This window comes from Streptomyces regalis, from assembly GCF_001509475.1.
In the GTDB taxonomy this organism is placed as follows: domain Bacteria; phylum Actinomycetota; class Actinomycetes; order Streptomycetales; family Streptomycetaceae; genus Streptomyces; species Streptomyces regalis.
Map to the genome: position 1 here is coordinate 1 of NZ_LLZG01000052.1, position 18,543 is coordinate 18,543.

Consider the following 18,543-nt stretch of genomic DNA (forward strand, 5'->3'; position numbering starts at 1 on the left):
CACGTCGAAGAGGCTGTACGCGGTGCCCATGCGCTCGCCGTGGATCGTCACCCGCCGCCCGCCATCCGGCGCGGGCGGCAGCACAACCGCGAGAGGGCGTCGCCCGTCCATGAAGCCAGCATGCATCAGCACCGGCTGGAATGTCAGTTCGATTAATGGGTGCGGCGCTCGCCGCGGTGGTTCATGCCAGTATGACGGCCTGCAGGGCGTGAAGCGGTGGACCGGCTCGCACGCCGGCGACCCCGTGCGGGACAGATGTATTGTCACCTGCAGAGGGAAGGGCCGGATGGCTGAGGCAAGCTGAAACGGCAACGACGCTCAGCTCCCGCGGTTGGAACCGGCTGCTTTGGGCGCCCTGTGTTCAACGTAACGCTCAAGGAAGGCGCCGCGGCCGAAGCCGGACACCACCGGGTGTGTTCCGCTACCTACTCGGCCTTCTTGGCCATGGTCCTGCCGCAGCAGCAGGTCGGGTTCTGCTCGCCCTGGCAGGTGGGCGGCGCCCCCTTGGTCACTGTGAGTTCACATCCGCATGCAGGGTCTGGGCAGCGGTAGAGCTCGCCTTCGGTGAAGGGCATCGTGGTCATCTCCTCGCCCGTCCCGTCGCTGCTCTTTCTCGCGACGCCAGGACCCTGCCCCTGGGGCAAGGTCAAGCAGGATGGGGCCAAGGGCCGCCGGGCGCCGCGGTCAGCCGTCCTGGGTGGATTCGATGATGTGGCAGATCACGCCGGGTTCGCCGCGCCCGGCGGCCTGGTCCGCCCGGTCCCGGGCGGCCTGCAGGGTTTGGCGGAGGCCCTGCAGGTCGGCGATGCGCCGGTCGATCTCGTCCAGGTGCTGGTCCAGGAGGCTGGTGACCAGCTCGCACGGCTGCTGCCCCTGGCGCTGGAGGTCCAGGATGCGCTTGATCTCCTTCAGGCTCAGGCCAAGGGTCTGGGCCTGGCGGATGAAGTGCAGCTCGGGCAGGGCCTTGTCGGTGTAGGTGCGGTATCCGGCCGGGGTGCGTTCGGGCGGGTCGATGAGGCCGTGCGCCTCGTACAGGCGCACGGCCTTGGGGCTCAGTCCGGTCTGCTTGGCGACGCGACCGACGGTCAGCATGGGCATGGTTTCCTCGCATTTCGGGCGTACCGATAGTGTGCGCTTGACCTTGCCCTTGGGGCAAGGTTCTACCGTCCCGGACCATGACGACACAGCAAGCCGACGGTGCCCGGCCGGCCACCGCCATGCCGCCCACCGGCGTGTCCGGCGAGCCTGGGCCGAGCCGCACCGTCGACCTGTCGATCACCGGCATGACCTGCGCCTCCTGTGCGGCGCGGATCGAGCGGAAGCTGAACAAGCTGCCCGGTGTCAGTGCGTCGGTGAACTTCGCCACGGCCGCTGCCCGCGTCGCCCACACCGAGGACGTGACGGCGCAGGACCTGATCGGCGTGGTGAAGGACATGGGGTACGGGGCCGCCGTTCCCGCCCCGTCCGCCTCCGCCGAGACAAGAGGCGCCGCCGGCGGTGAGGGGCCGGTTGGGGCGGAGGAGCGTCATGTGCGGGAGCTGCGGGATCGGCTGCTGGCGTCGGTGGTGCTGACGGTGCCGGTGGTGGTGCTGTCGATGGTGCCCGCGCTGCAGTTCCGGTTCTGGCAGTGGCTGGCGTTCGCGCTGGCCTCTCCGGTGGCGTTGTGGGGGGCGTGGCCGTTCCACCGGGCGGCGGTGCTGAATCTGCGGCACCGGGCGGCGACCATGGACACGCTGGTCTCCCTGGGCGTACTGGCCGCGTGGCTGTGGAGTGTGTACGCGCTGTTCCTCGGCGGGGCGGGCGAGCCTGGGATGAGCATGGAGTTCACGCTCCTGCCTCGCTCGGACGAGCACGCCGGGGCGGCGGAGATCTACCTGGAGGTGGCCGCGGCGCTGACCGCGTTCATCCTGGCCGGCCGCTATTTCGAGGCGCGGGCCCGGCGCCGGGCCGGGGAGGCGATCCGGGCGCTGATGGACCTGGGTGCCAAGGATGTCACCGTGTTGCGCGGTGGGCGCGAGGTCCGCGTGCCGGTCGAGGAGTTGGTGGTCGGGGACGAGTTCGTGGTCCGGCCCGGGGAGAAGATCGCCACCGACGGTGTGGTGGCCGAGGGCTCCTCCGCGGTGGACGAGTCGCTGCTTACCGGCGAGTCGCTGCCGGTGGAAGTCGGCCCGGGCGACGCCGTGACCGGGGCGACCGTGAACGCCGGGGGCCGGCTCGTCGTACGAGCCACGCGGGTGGGCGCGGACACCAAGCTGGCGCAGATCGCCAAGCTGGTGGAGGAAGCGCAGACCGGCAAGGCCGCGGTGCAGCGGCTGGCCGACCAGATCTCGGCGATCTTCGTGCCCACCGTGATCCTGCTGGCCATCGAGACGCTGGCCGCCTGGCTGATCCTGGACTACGACGCGTCGATGGCGTTGACCGCGGCGGTGGCGGTGCTGATCATCGCCTGCCCGTGCGCGCTGGGGCTGGCGACCCCGACCGCGCTGATGGTGGGCACCGGGCGGGGCGCTCAGCTCGGGCTGCTGATCCGGGGTCCGGAGGTGCTGGAGTCCACCCGGCGCATCGACACCATCGTGCTGGACAAGACCGGCACCGTCACCGAGGGCCGGATGCGGCTGACCGAGGTCGTTCCCGCCGACGGCGCGGACCGGGACGAGGTGCTGCGGCTGGCGGGTGCGGTGGAGCACGCCAGCGAGCACCCGATCGCCAAGGCCATCGCGGACGCCGCCGAGGAGGAGACCGGCGCTCTTGCCCCCGTGACCGGCTTCGCCAACCACGCCGGGCGCGGTGTATCCGGCACCGTCGAGGGCCGACAGGTGCTGGCCGGGCGGGCGAGCTGGCTCGCCGACGACTACGGGCTTCAGGTCCCGGCGGGGCTGGCGCGGGCCCAGCGGACGGCCGAACGCGCCGGCCGCACGGTGGTCTTCGCCGCCTGGGACGACGAGGTGCGGGCCGCGCTGGTGGTCGCCGACACCGTGAAGGCGACCAGCGCCGAGGCGGTCGACCGGTTCAAGGCGCTGGGCCTGACCCCGGTCCTGCTCACCGGCGACAACAGGGCGGCAGCCGAGCATGTCGCGGCCGAGGTCGGCATCGACAGCGTGATCGCCGAGGTGCATCCGGAGGACAAGGTCGCCGAGGTCAAGCGGCTGCAGGCGCAGGGCAAGGTGGTAGCGATGGTCGGCGACGGCGTCAACGACGCCGCCGCGCTCGCCCAGGCCGACCTGGGCCTGGCCATGGGCACCGGCACCGACGCAGCCATCGCCGCCGCCGACCTCACCCTGGTCAAGGGCGACCTGCGCGGCGCCGCCGACGCCATCCGCCTCGCCCGCAGGACGCTGGCCACCATCAAGGGCAACCTGTTCTGGGCCTTCGCCTACAACGTCGCCGCCCTGCCGCTGGCCGCGTTCGGTCTGCTCAACCCCCTCATAGCCGGGGCGGCGATGGCCTCTTCCTCGGTGTTCGTCGTCAGCAACAGCCTGCGGCTGCGCCGGTTCCAGCCGGCCACTCACGGCTCCTGAAGCGTTCGTCAGCTCCATGGCGTCGAGGCGGCAGAGCGGGGTCCTCCCCCTCTCTTGTCACCTGAACAACTAAGGCATTTAGGCGGCCTGAGCCACTGTTTGCTCAGCCCCGAGAGAAAGAAGGATCCACCCGATGGCAACCATCAAGCACCGCACCGCCCTCGCGATCGCCGCGGGGGTGGTCACGCTCGGCGTCTCCATCGCCGTCGCCACCGCGGCAGCGGCCGGTGGCGGCCCGTCCACGCCGACCCCGTCCGCCAGTCCCAGCGCCCCGGCGGCCTCCCCCACGCCTTCGCTAACCGGTAGCCCCAGCCCGGCTCCCGGCAACGGCGGGGCGGACAACGGCTCGGGTGGCATGGACGGGACGAGCGGCTCCGGCGGCATGGGCGCGGACGACATGCGGATGGCGCTCGAAGGCATGCGCATGGGCATGGAGATGGGAATGGAGCAGGGGATGGAGCAGGGGATGGAAATGGGGGCGAAGTCGATGCACGAGCAGATGAGCTCCCCCTCCCCGAGCGCCACCGGAACCCCCTCGCCCTCCCCCGACGGCGGGACGCAGCAGAACAACATGGGCGGCATGAACGGCATGGGGAGCGGCGGAGGCATGGGCGGCATGGGCATGGGTGACATGGGCGGCATGGGCATGGACGGGATGTGACGGTGGCCGACCCGAAGGACACCGAGGACGAGCAGGACCGTCGCCTCGCGATCCGGGTGGGCGTCACTGCGGCCGGCCTGGCTGGTGCCACCCTGCTCACCGCGGGACTCATCGCCACCGCTCAGCCCTCCGCGCCCGCAGCGGCACCCGCCGCGGCCGCATCCCCTGCACCGTCATCCCCCGCTGCGGCCACCCCGGCCAGCCCGCAGGCGACCCCCTCCACCCCGGTCACCCGGAGCAGCGGCAGCGGCTGCGGCGCGAAGAGCACCTCCCCCTCCCCACCCGCCGCGGCGGCACCGGCGTCGCCCCCGGCCGGAGCGCAGGCCATGCCGTCCGCGCCGGTGACCCGCAGCAGTGGCAGCTGAGGGCGCCGGGGCGGTCGAGGCGCGGTTTCCGGTCATGGGCAGCACCGGCCATCTGCTGGTGACGGGAGCCGGTCCCAAGCTGCTGGCCTTGGCCCGCACCCGGCTGGCGGAGCTGGAGGCACTGTGGTCCCGCTTCCGCCCGGACAGCGAACTGTGCCGGCTCAACGCCTCCCTGGGCCAGTGGGTCACCCTGTCCCCGCCCACGGTCGCGGTCGTACGCCGTGCCGTGCGGGCCTGGGAGGTGACCGGCGGCCTGTTCGACCCGACCGTGCTGCCCGCCTTGGAGGCGGCCGGATACACGCGCAGCTTCGCATCGCCGGCACCCGAACCGTCGTCCTTCGCCGCGCCCGCCCGCGCTCCGGGGTGCGCGGGCATCGAGATCGAGGACGACCGGGTGCGCCTTCCTGTCGGGGTGCGGCTGGATCTGGGCGGGATCGGCAAGGGGTACGCGGCCGACCTGCTCACCGAGGAACTGCTGGCCGCAGGGGCACAGGGCGCCTGTGTGAACCTCGGCGGCGACGTCCGCGCTGCCGGGTCGCCGCCCGGTGCCGATGCCTGGGTGATCGCGGTGGAGGACGAGGCCCGCCCGGGCACCGACCTGGCCTGGCTGGCCCTCGCCGAGGGCGCGGTGGCCACCTCCACCCGGCTGCGCCGCCGCTGGCGACGCGGGAGCGAGGAGGTGCACCACCTCATCGACCCGGCCGACGGCACCCCTGCGGACACTCCCGTGGCCACGGTCACGGTGGTCGCCGCCGAAACGCACTGGGCGGAGGTACTGGCCAAGGCCGCCCTGATCGCCGGCCCGGCCGCCGGGGCCGTCCTGCTGGAGGCTCACGGGGTGGCCGGCCTGCTCGTGACCGAGGACGGCACGGCGCTGCGCGTCGGGCCCTGGGAAAGGTATGAACGTTGGATCCCCAGCTGTGGTGGCACCTCGCCCGCACCGGCGGGCTGATGTCCTGGTGGCTGCTGTCGGCCACCGTCGTCTGGGGGCTGCTGCTGTCCACCCGGGTGCTCGGCCCGCGGACGATCCCGGCCCGGCTGCTGGACCTGCACCGCTTCCTGTCCGGCCTGTCCCTGTCCTTCCTCGGGCTGCACCTGCTGGCGCTGCTGGCCGATGAATGGGTGGACTTCGGCCTGCTGCAGTTGCTGATCCCGTTCACGTCCGGCTACCGGCCGGTGGCCGTGGCCTGGGGTGTGATCGCTCTGTACCTGCTGGCCGCGATCCAGACGACATCCCTGCTCAAACCCCGTATCCCGCACCGGTGGTGGCGCTACGTCCACTCAAGCGCCTTCGCCGTGTTCGCCCTCACCACGGCGCACGCCCTCACGGCGGGTACGGACGAGGGGGCGGTGCGCTGGACCGGGCTCGTCCTGGCCGCGGCCGTCGTCTTCCTGGCCGTCTACCGGCTTCTGGTCGCAAGGCGCCCGGACGGTATGAGTACGGCGGCACCGCAAGCGACCGTCGAGCCGCCGGTACGACGCCCGCCGTCCGCCTCCCGGCCGGTGGTCGTGGACGAGGTGCGCCGGGTCGCCGAGGGCGCCGTAGCCGTCACCCTCGTCTGCGCAGACGGCGAACGGCTGCCCGCATGGGAGCCCGGCGCCCACATCGACCTCACCCTGCCCTCCGGACGAGTCCGCCAGTACTCCCTGTGCGGCGACCCGGCGCAGCCGGACACCTACCAGATCGGCGTACTGCACGTGCCCGACGGACGCGGCGGCTCGGCAGAGCTGCACGGGCTGCGCGTGGGCAGGTGGCTGGCGGTGAGCCGTCCCCGCAACGGGTTCCCGCTGGTCCTGGCCGACCACTACCTGTTCATCGCCGGAGGCATCGGCATCACACCGATCCTGCCCATGGTCCGCGCCGTCCAGGCGGCCGGGCGCGAGTGGCGTCTGGTCTACGGCGGCCGGACCCGCGCGTCGATGGCCTTCGCCGACGAACTCCTCACCATCGGCGGCAGCCGTGTCCGGCTGGTCCCCGAGGACACCGATGGCCTGCCCGACGTCACGGCCGCACTGGCCAACACCCCGCGCGGCGCGGCCGTCTACTGCTGCGGCCCCGAATCGCTACTGGCCACCGTGGAGCAGCTCGTAGCGGCGGACTACCGGGACCGGCACCTGCACACGGAACGCTTCGGCATCCCCCGAAGTCCCTCGTCGCCGGAAGTCCGCGCTGCTGCACAGGAGTTCACGGTCGAGCTGCGGCGCACCGGGCGGATCCTCCCGGTCCCCGCCGACCGCACGCTGCTGGAGGTGATCCGCGAGGCCGTCCCCGACGCCCCCTCCTCCTGCGAGGCGGGCTTCTGCGGCAGCTGCGAACTACGCGTCCTGGACGGCGTCCCCGACCACCACGACACCGTTCTGACTCCGGCCGAACGCGGCCGACGCGACGTCATCTACCCGTGTGTGTCCCGTTCGCGCAGCCCACGCCTGGTCGTGGACCTATGACCGGCAGCACGGCCGACAGCCCGTACGGCGTGCCTACCGTGCGCACGAAGATGAGCAGTCCCTGATGAGAACCACCAGTTCACCGTGAGGTCGAGATCCGCGGCGCGGCCCTCGTCCGCCGCTGCCCCGGCCACCGGATGGCCCTGGATCAGCCGGGGATGCCGGGGCCGGTGTCAGGCACGCCGCTGGTCAGGCTCGCGGTGGGCGGGGCCCCGGCTCAGTCCCGGAACCGGACAGCTGCAGACCGATGGTGCCGACGATCACCAACGAGATTGAGACGATCTTGAAGGGGGAGACCAGATCGCCTAGGAAGGCCATGCCGTAGATCGCCGTGCCCGACGCACCGAGGCCCGTCCACACCGCGTACGAGGGGCCGACGTCCAGCTTCTTCAGTGAAAGGGTCAACAGACCGAAGCTGGCCAGTGCGAAGACGCAGAACCCGATGGTCGGCCAGAGCCGGGTGAAGCCCTCGGACAGGCTGAGGCTCACGGCGAAGCCGGTCTCGAACAGTCCGGCGACGATGACCATCAGCCACGCCGTGGCCATGTGACTGCCTCCACGCTTCGGGCCGACAGGTTGGTGACTGCCTCGCCGACCGGTCATCCCCTTGCTGTGAGTATGCACGGACCGGCTGGGTCGTCGGGTTCCCGCGCTCAGCGTTGATCGCGCCGTTCCCAGCCGCAAGCAGCCCCAGCGAGTACACGGTTGACGTCGACCGGCAGCGACGACGCGGCCTGGATGGGATGCCCCGGCCAGGCCGCGCCGTCTTCATGGTGCTGACGTGTCACTCGGCAGGCCGGGCCGTGTAGTCACCGGCGCGCTGCACCGCGGCCACGAGTGCGTCGGTGTCCACTTCGGCACCGTCCTCCAGACGGATGGTGGAGCGTCCGCTGCGCACGTCGGTGTGGGCCGAGCGGACGCCGGGGATCTCCTCCAGCTCGTCATCGATGAGCAGGCCGCAGCTGGCGCAGTGCATGCCTTTGATCTGAAGCACCACGTGCGGGCCCTTCTCGGCCTCTGCCTTCTTCTTGTTCTTGCCGCTGAAGATGCCCATCACATGTCCTTGAAGTCGATCGTGCCGGTCTGCATGCCCATGGCGCAGGAGAAGCGGAGCGTGCCCGCCTTGCGGGTGCCCAGGTCGATCTTGGTGTCGCCGTTGCGCTTGACGATCTCCTGGACGCCGAGTTCGGGGATGGTGAAGGCGCGGGCGCAGCCGCCGGAGTCCTTGCCGCGCAGGACAAGCGTGGTGGGCATGTCGGCCCGGGCGGCGAACTGGGTGGTCTCGTAGAAGTCGGTCACGACCAGGGTGACGATCTGCTGACCGGAGGAGTCCATGCGGACGGGGGCGTCAGCCGGTGGCGTCTTCTCGCCCCCGGAATCTCCTGGGGCGGTACTGCTCTGGTCGCCGCCCTCGACGATGAACGGTCCGGTGGCGGCGGCCCGCTTGTCCCCGGAGTCCAAGGACACCCACCCTCCGGCCTGCAGCCCGGAGACCACCGTCCAGGCGGCGACCGCCAGCACCACCACACCGGTGAGAGAGGCGAGCTGACCTGACAGCGCCCTGCTGGTACGGCGGAAAACGTAGCCGAGCGCAGCGAACAGCGGCGCCGTGCCCAGCACGAAGCCGAACATGACCGCCGCCCCGGCGACCGGCGACCCGGACGTGATCGCCAGCAGCTCCACGGACAGCGTCACCCCGCAAGGTACGAGAACCGTGGCAAAGCCGATCAGGGCGGGCGTGGCGATGGAGTCGGTCTTGGCACTGCGCCGCAGCAGCCTGCCGAACGAGGCAGGAGGCCGCGGCATCAGCCGCCCCACCGCCTTGACCCCGAACAGGTCCAGCGCGAACAGCACCATCAGCAGCCCGGCGGCCACCAGCATCCCCGCCTGGACGCGGGGGCTGGGCTGCAGGGCTGCGCCGAATACCCCCAGCAGACCACCCAGGATGGTGTGCGACAGCAGCTTCCCGGCCAGGAACGCCCCCACCGGCGCCAGATGCCCGGCCAGCGGCTCACCCTTCAATGTCGCGACGACCCGCTCGGCCGTGGCCGTGCGGCCCGCTGGCGTCGGCCGCTTCGCGGCGGACGAGGAGGGGCGAGGGGAGGTTTGGGGGGAGGTTTCGGCGGCTCGGGCCGGGTCGCGGCGGGTGACCGCGCCGGCCAGCAGACCCCCTTGTACGGCGGCGCAGGAGGCGCCACCGGCGAGAAGACCGGTACTGACACCGGTGATGAGCAAAGCGACGGACGACGGCATGCGTCGTTACTCCTGTTCTGCAACGACGACACGCACGCACCTGTGGCGGGCGGGCGTGCCGGAGCGGACTGAGACAGCGGCGCCCTGCGAGACCAGAAGCCTCACAAGGGTGCAGCCATCACGTCCGCGACACACACAACCGGTGCAGATCAGGAGGCCGAAGCGCCGGCGGCGGCGCGTTGGGCTGCGACACCAGGGCAGCGGGCGAACAGGCCACGACCTGCGGCACATCCCCGTGCCCCACAGCCGCCTGGCCGGCCTGTGCGACGGTGCCCTTCGGTGACGCGCACGGCTCCTCGGCCATCGGGCAGTGCGGGCCACGCTCGCCGGAATCGGCCGCCATCACCGCGTGACCGGCCGCGCCCATGGGCACCCGCTCAACCACGGCGTCAGCGCGGGGGGCCGACGACATCGTCCCCATCGGCCCGGGCATGGCCATCGGCATCGCCATGACGGGACGGGCCAGACCAGCGAGGCACAGCAGCAGCGCACACACAAGCAGCGCCCCGGACCATGTCCGGAGCGGCAGCGGCACGCGTCGCGTCATGCGCGCCATGTTAGGGCACACCCAGACGCCCCCGGCGCAACAGTGAGCACGAGCCGCGCCAGCCTTGACCTTGCCCCCGGGGGAAGGTTCTAGCGTCGTAATGTCACGTGTATGGGGGTCTGCGACCTCCCTCAACCGGACTGCGTCGCTCATCCCCTCATCGAAGGACCCATGATGAACCAACTGCTGTACGTACTCCCCGTCCTCGTGTGCCCCATCGGGATGGCGCTGATGATGTGGGTCATGATGCGCTCCCGCCGCTCCGCGGACGCGCAGCCACCGCACACCGCGCCCACCGCCGAACAGGAAAAAGAGCTCACCCGGCTGCGCAAGGAGGTCGAGGCCCTGCGCGGCGAGGCCGCCCCGAAGACCGCCCTCGACAAGGACCGCTCGCGATGACCGACGTCTGGCTCCCGTTGGCCCTGACGCTGCTTGCCGTCGCCGCCATGTACCTGTGCTGCATCCGCCCCATGCGTCGCGGCAAGGGCGTCTGCCGCCCGGCCCCGACCGCACGCACCAGGCAGAGCGCCGACGAAGAGATCAGGCGCACCCGCGAGGAGCTGCGCCTGCTGCGCGAACAGGCCGCTGCACGGCGACCCGACCCGACCTCGCGCCCTGATCGGTGAACCGATGAACGCGCGTGCCCTCGCTCCCGCCCTCGCCGCCGCGCTCCTCGCCGCCGGGCTGGCGGCATGTACCAGTGAGCCGGAACAGGAGCAGACGGCGGTGAGCCACGTCCACGGACTCGGCGTCGACCCATCCGACGGCCGGCTCTACGTCGCCACCCACGACGGCCTCTTCACCCCCGACGACAAGGGCGAACCGCAGCTCGTGGGGGACAGCCGGGACGACTTCATGGGATTCACGGTGGCCGGCCCCAAGACCTTCCTGGCCAGCGGGCACCCGGCCTCCGCCGACGAGCCGCCCCACCACGGCCTGATCGAGAGCCGCGACGCCGGCACGACCTGGAAGACCCGCTCCCTGCAGGGCGAAGCCGACTTCCACGCCCTCGACGCCGCACACAACACGATCTACGGCTACGACAGCGTCAGCGGCAAGCTCCACGTCAGCAAGGACGGCACCGCCTGGGACAACCGTGCGTCACTGCGCCTGCTCGACATCGCCGTCAGCCCCGACGACCCGAACACCGTGCTGGCCACCACCCAGGACGGCATCGCCACCAGCACCGACGGCGGCCGCACCTTCCGCCCCGGCACCGAGCCGGTGATGGGCTTCCTCTCCTGGCCCAAGAAGGACGCCCTGTACGGAATCGACCTCAACGGCAAGCTCAACCGCAGCACCGACGGCGGCACCATCTGGAAGCCCGTCGGCGACGTCCCCGGCAGACAACCGCAGGCACTCACCGCTGTCAGCCCCAGCCACATCGTTGCCGCCACCCAGGACGGCATCTACGAGACCAAGGACGGCGGCAAAACCTTCACCAAGCGTCTCCCGGTCGCCGACTGAGACGGAAGACGGCACCCGTACCTGGTATGGCGGGGACGTGGCCGGGTGGCGTGGTCGCCGACCCGGCCGTCCGGGTGGGCGTGATCAGCAGCAGTCGGATGCGGTGTCGCCGGCCAGGATCTGCTCGATGATGGGCCGGCCGACGTCGAAGGCTTCCGCAACCGGCAGGACCTTCGCGTCGGGGTGCTCGGCGAGCCAGTCCTTGGCGGCGTCGGCGCTGGCGAAGAATCGGACCTGGTTGCAGAAGGAGACACGTACCGAGCTTGGCGCGTCGGGGGTGACGAGGGAGACGACGGCGGTGGCCGGTTCGACCTCGGTGGGCCCGTCGGGGGTCGCGGTCAGGCGCACCGGCTCGCCGGTGGCCCGGCAGGGGGAGGTGACCTGGGCGGTGTGGCCGAGGATGGCGGGGAAGACGAGGGTGTCCAGGGCGCACCAGGCGTAGAAGGTGTGGCCGCCGGTCTCGTAGCGGTGCGGGGTGGGGGTGAAGGTGAGGCCGTAGCCGATGATGCGGCCCTCGGCGTCGTACTCGGTGTCGGGCATGGCGGCCAGTGCCTCGTGGATCTCGGCGACGGGGCGGTTGGCCCAAGCGGCGAGCTGGTCGAGGGTAACCGGCCCGCCGGAGACGAGCAGGGTCTGCACGAGGCGCAGCAGCGGGAAGTTGAGGCCGGGGGCGCTGCTCACCGCGTCGAGGAAGCGGGTGGCGAACTGCCGGGAGTCGGTGTCCATGGCGGACTCCTTCCAGGACTCGGGTGACTGCGATGCCTGGGACCGTAGGGTCTGCCCCCAGGGGGAGGGTCAAGTGCTCATGGCGCATCGCGGGTCGCCCGCCCAGCAGCCCCCGCTCCCGTCCGCAAGGTCGGCTTGGTGCGCCTTCTCGAACGCGTCGATCCTGTCGAGCGTCTGCTCGGCAGCGGTGATGCGGGCCCGCTGCCGCTCGCGGGCCGCCTGCAGCCGCTCGGCGAGCGCGGGACCGAAGCCGCGGCCGGCGCGTCCCAGATACGCGGTGGTCAGCTCGCGGATCTCGGCCACGGTCAGCCCGAGCCCGCGCAGTTCGCCGATCCACCGCACACACCACAGGGCGTCCACGGCAAACAGCCGGTAGCCCGCCGGGCTGCGGCCGAGGGTGTAGATGAGCCCGAGGTCGGTGTACTCGCGCAGGGTCTTGACCGGGACGCCGGTGCGCCGGGAGAGCTCTCCGACGGTCATCGGCCTCGTAGGCGGTCCGGTCATGGTGAAGCCTCCACTCTTCCGGCGGTCAGCTCGCGCAGCAGGACAGCTTGGCCACGTCCCGGGTGTAGGTCTGGGCGACCAGCTTCAGGCCCTCGGCCATGGTCAGGTAGGGGCACCACAGGTCGGCCATCTGCTGCACCGTCATGGCGTTGGCGAGGGCGTAGACGGCGGTGGCGATCACGTCCCCGGCGCCCTCGGCGATGACGTGGGTACCGAGCAGCCTGCCGGTGCCCGCCTCGGCCACGAGCTTGATCAGGCCGCGGGTGTCACGGTTGACCAGCGCCCTCGGCACGTACTCCAGCGGCAGCACCCGGCAGTCGCAGGCGTAGCCCCGCGCGACGGCCTGGGCGTCGGTCAGCCCGGCGGCGGCGATGGCCGGGCTGGTGAAGGTGACCCGGGGCAGGTGGTGGTAGTCCAGGGTGCGCCCGGCGCCGTCGAGGGCGTTGTCGGCGACCAGCGTGCCGTGCGCGCCGGCCACGTAGACGAGCTGCGGATGCTCGGTGACGTCCCCGGCGGCCCAGATCCGCTCGTTGCAGGTGCGCAGGTGCGCGTCCACGACGATCTCGCCGCGCTCGCCGGTTTTGACTCCCACCGCCTCCAGGCCGAGGCCGTCGGTGACTGGGCGGCGGCCGGTGGCGACCAGTAGTTTCTCCGCCCGGAGTTCGGTGGCCTCGCCCGCATGCGCGGCGGTGAGCGTGTAGCCGCCCTTGTCGCGGCGCACCGTGGTGACGGTGGCGCCGGTGTGGACGGCGATGCCCTCGCTGTGGAAGACGTCCTCGATGACCGCAGAGACCTCGGGCTCCTCGAACGGGGCGAGCCTCTCCAGCGCCTCCACTACGTTGACCTGCACCCCGAGGCGGGCGAAGAGCTGAGCCTGCTCCAAGCCGACGGCGTTGCCGCCGACCACGATCAGCGAGGCGGGCAGGCGGTCCAGTTCCATGGCGGTGGCCGAGGTCAGATACCCGGCCTCGGCCAGGCCGTCGATGGACGGCGCCCATGGCGCGGAGCCGGTCGCGATCACGTAGTGGGCGGCCTCGATCGCCATTGTCCCTCCGTCGGCGAGCGCGACCTGAAGACGGGGCCGGGGATGAAGCGGGCGCTGCCGGTCACGATCCGCCAGTCGTACTCGGCGGCCAGATCCTCGTACTTGTCCGCCCGCATCGCCTCCACCATCGCCCGCTTGCCGCCGATCAGCGCGGCGAAGTCCACCCGACCGGCGTCCGTGCGGATGCCGGGGAACGGCTGGGCGAGCGCGACGTGCCGGGCCTCGGCCGCGGCCAGCAACGCCTTGGAGGGCACACACCCGGTGTTCACGCAGGTGCCGCCGATGGCGCCGCGCTCGACCATCACCACCTTCGCGCCCTTGGTGCGCGCGGCGATGGCGGCCGCGAACGCCGCCCCGCCCGAGCCGATGACCGCCAGATTGAAACCGCTCTGCGCTGTGCTCACAGCCCTGCCTCCCTGGATGCACGGCGGGCGGGCGCCAGCCGACACCCAGCCCCTGTTATTCGCCTTGCCGAATAACAAGTAGCTGCCATACTATTCGGCTAGACGCATAGATGCATGTAGAAAGAGGGGCACCACCCATGAGACCGACCATCGCTCCCGCATCCGTCGCTACGGCTGGAGCAGATGCGGCGCAGGCGGGGTGCTCGCACACCGACACCGTGGCCCGGTTCTTCCGCGCCCTGTCGGACCCCACCCGACTGATGCTGCTGGAATTCATCCTGCGCGGTGAGCGCACCTCGGCCGAGTGTGTGGAGCATGCGGGTATCTCCCAGCCGCGTGTCTCCGTGCACCTGTCCTGCCTCGTCGACTGCGGCTATGTCACCGCCCGCCGGGACGGCAAGAAACTGCGCTACTCCGTCGGCGATCGCCGGGTCGCCGACCTGGTCGTCCTCGCCCGCGCGCTGGCCGCAGACAACGCCAGCGCCCTGGACTGCTGCCCCCGCATCCCCGGCACGGGGAGTCGCGATGACGCGCCCGCCCACCCCGCCCCCTGATAACCGCCGCGGCGGTCTGCGCGGCACCCTCGCTACGGTCGGCGTCGCGCTGCTGGCCGTCCTCTGCTGCGCCGGGCCGGTGCTGCTGGCCAGCGGCGCCCTGGCGGGCCTTGGCGGCGTCCTGGTCAGCCCCTGGCTGCTGGTCCCGGCCGCGGTGCTGCTGGCCGGCGGTCTCGCCTGGTGGCTGCGCCACCGTGGCCCCGGCAGCGGCGATGCCTGCCGTCCACCGGCCGCCCGCACCGACCAGCACGACCCGGATCTGCCCCGTAAGCCCTGACACCGCCGGTGCCCGACACTGCCGTGCGCGCCCGCAGAGACACCCGCCGACCAAGCGCCGCACTCGCCTGACACGGACCCGATAGGCAGGTCACGCCCTGCCGACAACCAGGGCATCGGTGAGTTCCCACAGATCCTGCGTGCTGTACGTCGGCTGGGACACCGTCTGCGGGCAGACGGTCGCAGCCCGCCGCAGCCAGGCACCGCCCAGACCTGCCCGCAGCGCGCCGTCGACGTCCCAGCCGCTGTCCCGACAAGATCTTCCGCATGCCCGGGAAGAACGGCGGAGGCATACCGCGCTACGCCCATGCCGACATCGAGTTCGAGGGTTTTGTCGACGTGTACGTGCCTCGTGGGGTCTCCCGCAGGTGTCAGGATCCAGGCCGCGGCCACGTCATGCTGGACAACGGCGCCGCCAATCACGACCCCGCCGCCTTCCACGCCCCGGATCGTTTCGACGCCTCCCGTACGACGCCCCCGCACCTGAGCTTCGGGCACGGTGCCCGCTACCGCATTGGGGCGCCCCTGGCCCGTATGGAACTCCAGGTCGCCTTCTCCCGACTCGTCTCGCGATTTCCGCAGATGCGCCTCGCCGTGCCGGTCGAGGAACTGCGCCTGCGGCCCGACATCCTGACGGCGGCTTGGATGCACTGCCCGTCGCCTAGTGAGCGATGGGGCACGAGGGGGCAGCCTGCAAGGTGAGGCCGTGGCCGCCGGTGTCCGATCAGAGCGTCTAGGGGAAGGGATGACGGCGTCCCCAGCAGACCCACGGGCACTCTGCAGCTCTGCGGGTGCCAGAGCCATTGCGCGCCGCTGGGACGGAGGTGTTCGCCCCTCGCTGTCGGTGGAGGGTGGCATCATGCCCGGTCATGGGGAAGAGGGACGAAAGCGATGAGGCGTATGTCGTCGACTTGTGCAACCAGGTGCTGGGCGAGACGGCCCTGACCCAGCACACCTTCGACTGGCTCCTGGGAGATCCGGGCACGAACGGGCGGCGGGCGAAACTGCCGGTGGACGCCTACTGGCCGGGGCACCAACTTGTTGTCGAATACCGGGAGTTGCAGCATGAGCAGCCGGTGCCGCACTTCGACAAGCCGGAGCGGCTCACGGTCAGCGGCGTCCACCGGGGCGAGCAGCGGGCCCTGTACGACGCCCGTCGCGACACCGAAATCCCCGCCCACGGCCTACGACTGGTGGTCGTCCGCCCTGCCGACCTCGACGCGGACAGCCGCGGACGCCTGCGTCACAGCCGCGAGGCGGACATCGCGGCACTGAGGAAGATCCTCGCGCGCGACAGCGACGAGGACCGGGTCACCGATGCCTTCCGCACCTGGCTGCTGGCCCGGGGCTGGACACCGGTGACTCCGACGGACCGCTGGACCGACCTGGAGGCGGTACGAGGGAGCGAACGCCTGATCTGCGAAGCCAAGGGACGGACCAGCGAGAAGGGCATCGACACCGACATCGCCTACGGGCAGCTCCTGCGCCGCATGACCAATGACCAACTGGATATACGGTACGCGTTGGTTGTGCCGTCCTCATCAGTCAGGGCCGCCGAGCGCGTCCCGGCGCATGTGCGGCGACTGCTGCGGATCGACGTGTACGAGGTGACAGACGACAACCAGGTGCATCAACTGACCTCATAGCTGATACCAACACTCTATTCACGGCTTCGGGCCGGTGAACTCGACGGCACCACCTCGACCTTCAGCACCTGCTTCCCCGCCGACAACCGTCACGTCCGAACCCGGCGCCCTCACCGGCGGCACGCACGCGGCGGATGGCGGGCTCGGCAGTCAGGCCAGCCGGTACACGGCCTGGTCCGGATCAGGTCTCACGATCAGGCCGTCCTTGGCGAGTTCGCGCAGGTTGTGACGGGCTTCCTTCCCTGCGGCCTCCTCGCTCGCGGGCTCGTACCCGGCGACACGCAGGGCCAGCACGGCGCGGTTCGTGTCCCAGCTACCGCCCAGCGCCTGGATGACCGCGGCGAGTGCTTGCTTATGTGTCAGAGGCTTCTCAGTCATCTCATCCTCCCCCTTCGAAAAGCCGCTACAGCATGACACACCACTGCGAAGTCCCCGAGGCCGCCGGAGAGGCGAAACCCAGCATGACGTGCGCGAGGAGGAGCATGTGGCGGCACGCGGCCGAGCACGGGGGAACGCCGTCCTGGACGCCTGCCATGTAGCCGGGCGAGCCCGCCAGGCCATCACAGAAAGGTCACCGCTCCCTCAGGAAGCGGACACATCCTCTGCCCCGCAGTACCGTCATCCCCTCCGGAATCGCCCGCAGGGGAACGAGATGAACAACCCGCACATGTGGCCGCCCAGACCGCAGCTGCCGCGCCTGACTCCGAGGTGGGCGCGCAAGAGATACGCTCTGCCCGCGCTAGAGGTTGTCCCGTAACTGGTGGGGCAGTTGGTGCGTTGGCTGGGCATGGGTGGGGTGATCTCAGCGGATGATCCGAAGTGGATTGAGCCGTTCTCCGGGCTGACTGAGTCGCAGTTCACCAGGCTGGTGGCTCTGGTGCGGCGTCGCGGTGGTGATGTTCAGCGCGGCCGTCCCTGGCGGCTGCCGCTGGAGAACCGGGTGTTGCTGGTGGCGACGTACTGGCGCACGAACCTGACGTTGCGGCAGGTGGCGCCATTGTTCGGGGTCTCGAAGTCTGCGGCCGACCGCATCCTTGACCACCTGGCGCCCTTGCTGGCCATCTCGCCGGCCCGCCGGCCGCGCAAAGACACCGTCTACATCGTCGACGGCACCCTTGTGCCCACACGCGACCGCAGCATTGCCGCGTCCAGCAAGAACTACCGCTACTCGACGAACCTTCAGGTCGTGATCGATGCCAACAGCCGTCTGGTGGTGGCGATCGGTCTGCCGCTGCCCGGCAGCCGCAACGACTGCCGGGCGTTCACGGAGTCCGGCGTCGACCGGGCCTGCCGCGGCGCACCGACCATCGCCGACGGCGGGTACCAGGGCACCGGACTGCTCATCCCGCACCGCAAACGACGAGGTCAGACACGCCTCAGCCCACACCAGGAAGCGGAGAATGCCGTCCACCGCCGGGCGCGAGCCCGGGTGGAACACGCCCTGGCGCGGTTGAAGAACTGGAAGATCCTGCGGGACTGCCGGCTCAAGGGCAACGGCGTTCATCAGGCCATGCTGGGCATCGCCCGGCTCCACAACCTGGCCTCACCGGATAACTCACGCTTCATACGGGACAACCTCTAGGCTTCGCGTTCTTCCTCGGCATCGGCGCCGGAGCCAGCGGCGACGGCACCACGACCGACGACGCGAAACCCTCAGCGGCCAGCCCTGGCCCGACCGTCACCGTAACGGCAACCGCGACGGCGAAGGCGAAACCCGCGCCCACGGTCACCGCGACGAAGACGGTCAGGGTGAAGGTGACCGTCACCGCACAGCCCGCCCAAGGTGACAGCTCCGGCAGCAGCGGGACAAGTGGCGGGGGTAGCTCTGGCGACCAGACGGGTGTCCAGTTCGGATACGCCTGTTCCCCCGTCGGAGCTCTCGGCATCGCCGAGGACGGACGGCCCGCCAAATGCTTCATGGGCAAGGACGGCCGGGCTCGGTGGGGCTATGACTCGAACCGAGGTTAGCCAGGCCCCACCGCAGCCCTCATGCGCTGGATGACGGTTGGCCGATGTGAGAGTTCCAGGCGCGCTACTCAGGTTGAATTGGCGATGTCCGGGCTGTGGTGACGGGTCGTGATCCCTGCGGTACGACGTCCTCATGCGGTACGCGCAAGGGGGCGGGCTGACGC

The 18,543-nt window shown here is 70.9% G+C and carries 24 protein-coding genes; 13 read left to right on the forward strand and 11 right to left on the reverse strand.

Features of this window, described 5'->3' with window-relative positions:
* Window positions 1-425: 425 nt before the first annotated feature.
* Complete coding sequence (locus ADL12_RS54915; RefSeq protein ID WP_167364397.1) at window positions 426-575, reverse strand: hypothetical protein; 150 nt, start codon at window positions 573-575, stop codon at window positions 426-428.
* Window positions 576-684: 109 nt separating this feature from the next.
* Window positions 685-1,092: a heavy metal-responsive transcriptional regulator gene (locus tag ADL12_RS09920; protein ID WP_244187854.1), complete on the reverse strand. Its 408-nt coding sequence runs from the start codon at window positions 1,090-1,092 to the stop codon at window positions 685-687.
* Window positions 1,093-1,175: 83 nt separating this feature from the next.
* Here ADL12_RS09920 and ADL12_RS09925 point away from each other — a divergent pair, with 83 nt between their 5' ends.
* The 5 genes from ADL12_RS09925 to ADL12_RS50045 all read left to right on the forward strand — a co-directional run bounded on the left by ADL12_RS09925 (window position 1,176) and on the right by ADL12_RS50045 (window position 6,989).
* Window positions 1,176-3,518, forward strand: a complete 2,343-nt coding sequence (locus ADL12_RS09925) for a heavy metal translocating P-type ATPase (protein WP_425265084.1) — start codon at window positions 1,176-1,178, stop codon at window positions 3,516-3,518.
* A gap of 133 nt (window positions 3,519-3,651) precedes the next feature.
* Entirely contained in the window at window positions 3,652-4,179 is a 528-nt protein-coding gene (locus ADL12_RS53865; protein ID WP_159053130.1) for a hypothetical protein, read from the forward strand.
* 2 nt (window positions 4,180-4,181) lie between these two features.
* Window positions 4,182-4,544, forward strand: a complete 363-nt coding sequence (locus ADL12_RS53870; RefSeq protein WP_159053131.1) for a hypothetical protein — start codon at window positions 4,182-4,184, stop codon at window positions 4,542-4,544.
* Window positions 4,534-5,496, forward strand: a complete 963-nt coding sequence (locus ADL12_RS09945) for an FAD:protein FMN transferase (RefSeq protein ID WP_159053132.1) — start codon at window positions 4,534-4,536, stop codon at window positions 5,494-5,496. Before ADL12_RS53870 ends, ADL12_RS09945 begins: the two co-directional genes overlap by 11 nt.
* A complete protein-coding gene (locus tag ADL12_RS50045; RefSeq protein WP_079051948.1) occupies window positions 5,451-6,989 on the forward strand; it encodes a PDR/VanB family oxidoreductase in 1,539 nt (512 codons plus the stop codon). Before ADL12_RS09945 ends, ADL12_RS50045 begins: the two co-directional genes overlap by 46 nt.
* 189 nt (window positions 6,990-7,178) lie before the next feature.
* Here ADL12_RS50045 and ADL12_RS09955 read toward each other — a convergent pair whose 3' ends face one another.
* The 4 genes from ADL12_RS09955 to ADL12_RS09970 all read right to left on the reverse strand — a co-directional run bounded on the left by ADL12_RS09955 (window position 7,179) and on the right by ADL12_RS09970 (window position 9,789).
* Window positions 7,179-7,535, reverse strand: coding sequence for a DMT family transporter (locus tag ADL12_RS09955; RefSeq protein ID WP_062700695.1), 357 nt, complete (start codon window positions 7,533-7,535; stop codon window positions 7,179-7,181).
* 238 nt (window positions 7,536-7,773) lie between these two features.
* Window positions 7,774-8,043 (reverse strand): heavy-metal-associated domain-containing protein, encoded by a 270-nt coding sequence (locus tag ADL12_RS09960; protein WP_079051949.1) that lies wholly within the window; start codon window positions 8,041-8,043, stop codon window positions 7,774-7,776.
* Window positions 8,043-9,242, reverse strand: coding sequence for an urease accessory protein UreH domain-containing protein (locus ADL12_RS09965; RefSeq protein WP_062700696.1), 1,200 nt, complete (start codon window positions 9,240-9,242; stop codon window positions 8,043-8,045). Before ADL12_RS09965 ends, ADL12_RS09960 begins: the two co-directional genes overlap by 1 nt.
* Before the next feature lie 118 nt (window positions 9,243-9,360).
* On the reverse strand, window positions 9,361-9,789 hold the full coding sequence (locus ADL12_RS09970; RefSeq protein ID WP_159053133.1) for a hypothetical protein: 429 nt from the start codon (window positions 9,787-9,789) through the stop codon (window positions 9,361-9,363).
* Window positions 9,790-9,963: 174 nt separating this feature from the next.
* Here ADL12_RS09970 and ADL12_RS09975 point away from each other — a divergent pair, with 174 nt between their 5' ends.
* Genes ADL12_RS09975 through ADL12_RS09985 form a run of 3 tightly spaced genes read left to right on the forward strand, consistent with a single transcriptional unit; the run spans window position 9,964 to window position 11,256 of the window.
* Window positions 9,964-10,188, forward strand: coding sequence for a hypothetical protein (locus ADL12_RS09975; protein ID WP_062700721.1), 225 nt, complete (start codon window positions 9,964-9,966; stop codon window positions 10,186-10,188).
* Window positions 10,185-10,415: a hypothetical protein gene (locus ADL12_RS09980; RefSeq protein WP_062700700.1), complete on the forward strand. Its 231-nt coding sequence runs from the start codon at window positions 10,185-10,187 to the stop codon at window positions 10,413-10,415. The genes ADL12_RS09975 and ADL12_RS09980 overlap by 4 nt, the downstream gene beginning before the upstream one ends.
* Before the next feature lie 4 nt (window positions 10,416-10,419).
* On the forward strand, window positions 10,420-11,256 hold the full coding sequence (locus tag ADL12_RS09985; RefSeq protein ID WP_062700702.1) for a F510_1955 family glycosylhydrolase: 837 nt from the start codon (window positions 10,420-10,422) through the stop codon (window positions 11,254-11,256).
* A gap of 84 nt (window positions 11,257-11,340) precedes the next feature.
* Here the strand turns inward: ADL12_RS09985 and merB are convergent, their stop codons facing one another.
* The 4 genes from merB to ADL12_RS58835 form a co-directional block, all read right to left on the reverse strand.
* A complete protein-coding gene (gene merB, locus ADL12_RS09990; protein WP_062700704.1) occupies window positions 11,341-11,982 on the reverse strand; it encodes an organomercurial lyase MerB in 642 nt (213 codons plus the stop codon).
* 69 nt (window positions 11,983-12,051) lie between these two features.
* Window positions 12,052-12,486 (reverse strand): MerR family transcriptional regulator, encoded by a 435-nt coding sequence (locus ADL12_RS09995; RefSeq protein WP_244187855.1) that lies wholly within the window; start codon window positions 12,484-12,486, stop codon window positions 12,052-12,054.
* A gap of 25 nt (window positions 12,487-12,511) precedes the next feature.
* Window positions 12,512-13,531, reverse strand: coding sequence for an FAD-dependent oxidoreductase (locus ADL12_RS10000; RefSeq protein ID WP_482261969.1), 1,020 nt, complete (start codon window positions 13,529-13,531; stop codon window positions 12,512-12,514).
* On the reverse strand, window positions 13,504-13,935 hold the full coding sequence (locus ADL12_RS58835; RefSeq protein WP_482261971.1) for an FAD-dependent oxidoreductase: 432 nt from the start codon (window positions 13,933-13,935) through the stop codon (window positions 13,504-13,506). The genes ADL12_RS10000 and ADL12_RS58835 overlap by 28 nt, the downstream gene beginning before the upstream one ends.
* 137 nt (window positions 13,936-14,072) lie before the next feature.
* Here ADL12_RS58835 and ADL12_RS10005 point away from each other — a divergent pair, with 137 nt between their 5' ends.
* The 4 genes from ADL12_RS10005 to ADL12_RS10020 all read left to right on the forward strand — a co-directional run bounded on the left by ADL12_RS10005 (window position 14,073) and on the right by ADL12_RS10020 (window position 16,411).
* Window positions 14,073-14,489, forward strand: a complete 417-nt coding sequence (locus ADL12_RS10005; RefSeq protein ID WP_107119872.1) for an ArsR/SmtB family transcription factor — start codon at window positions 14,073-14,075, stop codon at window positions 14,487-14,489.
* Window positions 14,461-14,766, forward strand: a complete 306-nt coding sequence (locus ADL12_RS10010) for a hypothetical protein (RefSeq protein WP_062700707.1) — start codon at window positions 14,461-14,463, stop codon at window positions 14,764-14,766. The genes ADL12_RS10005 and ADL12_RS10010 overlap by 29 nt, the downstream gene beginning before the upstream one ends.
* A gap of 266 nt (window positions 14,767-15,032) precedes the next feature.
* Window positions 15,033-15,467 (forward strand): cytochrome P450, encoded by a 435-nt coding sequence (locus tag ADL12_RS10015; protein ID WP_062700709.1) that lies wholly within the window; start codon window positions 15,033-15,035, stop codon window positions 15,465-15,467.
* Window positions 15,468-15,634: 167 nt separating this feature from the next.
* Window positions 15,635-16,411: a hypothetical protein gene (locus ADL12_RS10020; RefSeq protein WP_062700711.1), complete on the forward strand. Its 777-nt coding sequence runs from the start codon at window positions 15,635-15,637 to the stop codon at window positions 16,409-16,411.
* Between the two features lie 150 nt (window positions 16,412-16,561).
* Here ADL12_RS10020 and ADL12_RS10025 read toward each other — a convergent pair whose 3' ends face one another.
* Window positions 16,562-16,789, reverse strand: coding sequence for a hypothetical protein (locus ADL12_RS10025; RefSeq protein ID WP_062700713.1), 228 nt, complete (start codon window positions 16,787-16,789; stop codon window positions 16,562-16,564).
* 409 nt (window positions 16,790-17,198) lie between these two features.
* Here ADL12_RS10025 and ADL12_RS10030 point away from each other — a divergent pair, with 409 nt between their 5' ends.
* Window positions 17,199-17,993, forward strand: coding sequence for an IS5/IS1182 family transposase (locus tag ADL12_RS10030; protein WP_062700715.1), 795 nt, complete (start codon window positions 17,199-17,201; stop codon window positions 17,991-17,993).
* Window positions 17,994-18,543 lie beyond the last annotated feature (550 nt).

Bases quoted from the DNA above. Each gene is read 5' to 3' on its own strand.
- ADL12_RS10010 (WP_062700707.1), top strand. From the start codon at position 14,461: ATGACGCGCCCGCCCACCCCGCCCCCTGATAACCGCCGCGGCGGTCTG.
- ADL12_RS10020 (WP_062700711.1), top strand. From the start codon at position 15,635: ATGGGGAAGAGGGACGAAAGCGATGAGGCGTATGTCGTCGACTTGTGC.
- ADL12_RS09925 (WP_425265084.1), top strand. From the start codon at position 1,176: ATGACGACACAGCAAGCCGACGGTGCCCGGCCGGCCACCGCCATGCCG.
- merB (WP_062700704.1), bottom strand. From the start codon at position 11,982: ATGGACACCGACTCCCGGCAGTTCGCCACCCGCTTCCTCGACGCGGTG.
- ADL12_RS09970 (WP_159053133.1), bottom strand. From the start codon at position 9,789: ATGACGCGACGCGTGCCGCTGCCGCTCCGGACATGGTCCGGGGCGCTG.
- ADL12_RS09985 (WP_062700702.1), top strand. From the start codon at position 10,420: ATGAACGCGCGTGCCCTCGCTCCCGCCCTCGCCGCCGCGCTCCTCGCC.
- ADL12_RS10030 (WP_062700715.1), top strand. From the start codon at position 17,199: ATGGGTGGGGTGATCTCAGCGGATGATCCGAAGTGGATTGAGCCGTTC.
- ADL12_RS09995 (WP_244187855.1), bottom strand. From the start codon at position 12,486: ATGACCGGACCGCCTACGAGGCCGATGACCGTCGGAGAGCTCTCCCGG.
- ADL12_RS10015 (WP_062700709.1), top strand. From the start codon at position 15,033: ATGCCCGGGAAGAACGGCGGAGGCATACCGCGCTACGCCCATGCCGAC.
- ADL12_RS10000 (WP_482261969.1), bottom strand. From the start codon at position 13,531: ATGGCGATCGAGGCCGCCCACTACGTGATCGCGACCGGCTCCGCGCCA.
- ADL12_RS10025 (WP_062700713.1), bottom strand. From the start codon at position 16,789: ATGACTGAGAAGCCTCTGACACATAAGCAAGCACTCGCCGCGGTCATC.
- ADL12_RS09975 (WP_062700721.1), top strand. From the start codon at position 9,964: ATGAACCAACTGCTGTACGTACTCCCCGTCCTCGTGTGCCCCATCGGG.
- ADL12_RS54915 (WP_167364397.1), bottom strand. From the start codon at position 575: ATGCCCTTCACCGAAGGCGAGCTCTACCGCTGCCCAGACCCTGCATGC.
- ADL12_RS10005 (WP_107119872.1), top strand. From the start codon at position 14,073: ATGAGACCGACCATCGCTCCCGCATCCGTCGCTACGGCTGGAGCAGAT.
- ADL12_RS09960 (WP_079051949.1), bottom strand. From the start codon at position 8,043: ATGGGCATCTTCAGCGGCAAGAACAAGAAGAAGGCAGAGGCCGAGAAG.
- ADL12_RS09965 (WP_062700696.1), bottom strand. From the start codon at position 9,242: ATGCCGTCGTCCGTCGCTTTGCTCATCACCGGTGTCAGTACCGGTCTT.
- ADL12_RS09980 (WP_062700700.1), top strand. From the start codon at position 10,185: ATGACCGACGTCTGGCTCCCGTTGGCCCTGACGCTGCTTGCCGTCGCC.
- ADL12_RS09955 (WP_062700695.1), bottom strand. From the start codon at position 7,535: ATGGCCACGGCGTGGCTGATGGTCATCGTCGCCGGACTGTTCGAGACC.
- ADL12_RS53865 (WP_159053130.1), top strand. From the start codon at position 3,652: ATGGCAACCATCAAGCACCGCACCGCCCTCGCGATCGCCGCGGGGGTG.
- ADL12_RS09920 (WP_244187854.1), bottom strand. From the start codon at position 1,092: ATGCTGACCGTCGGTCGCGTCGCCAAGCAGACCGGACTGAGCCCCAAG.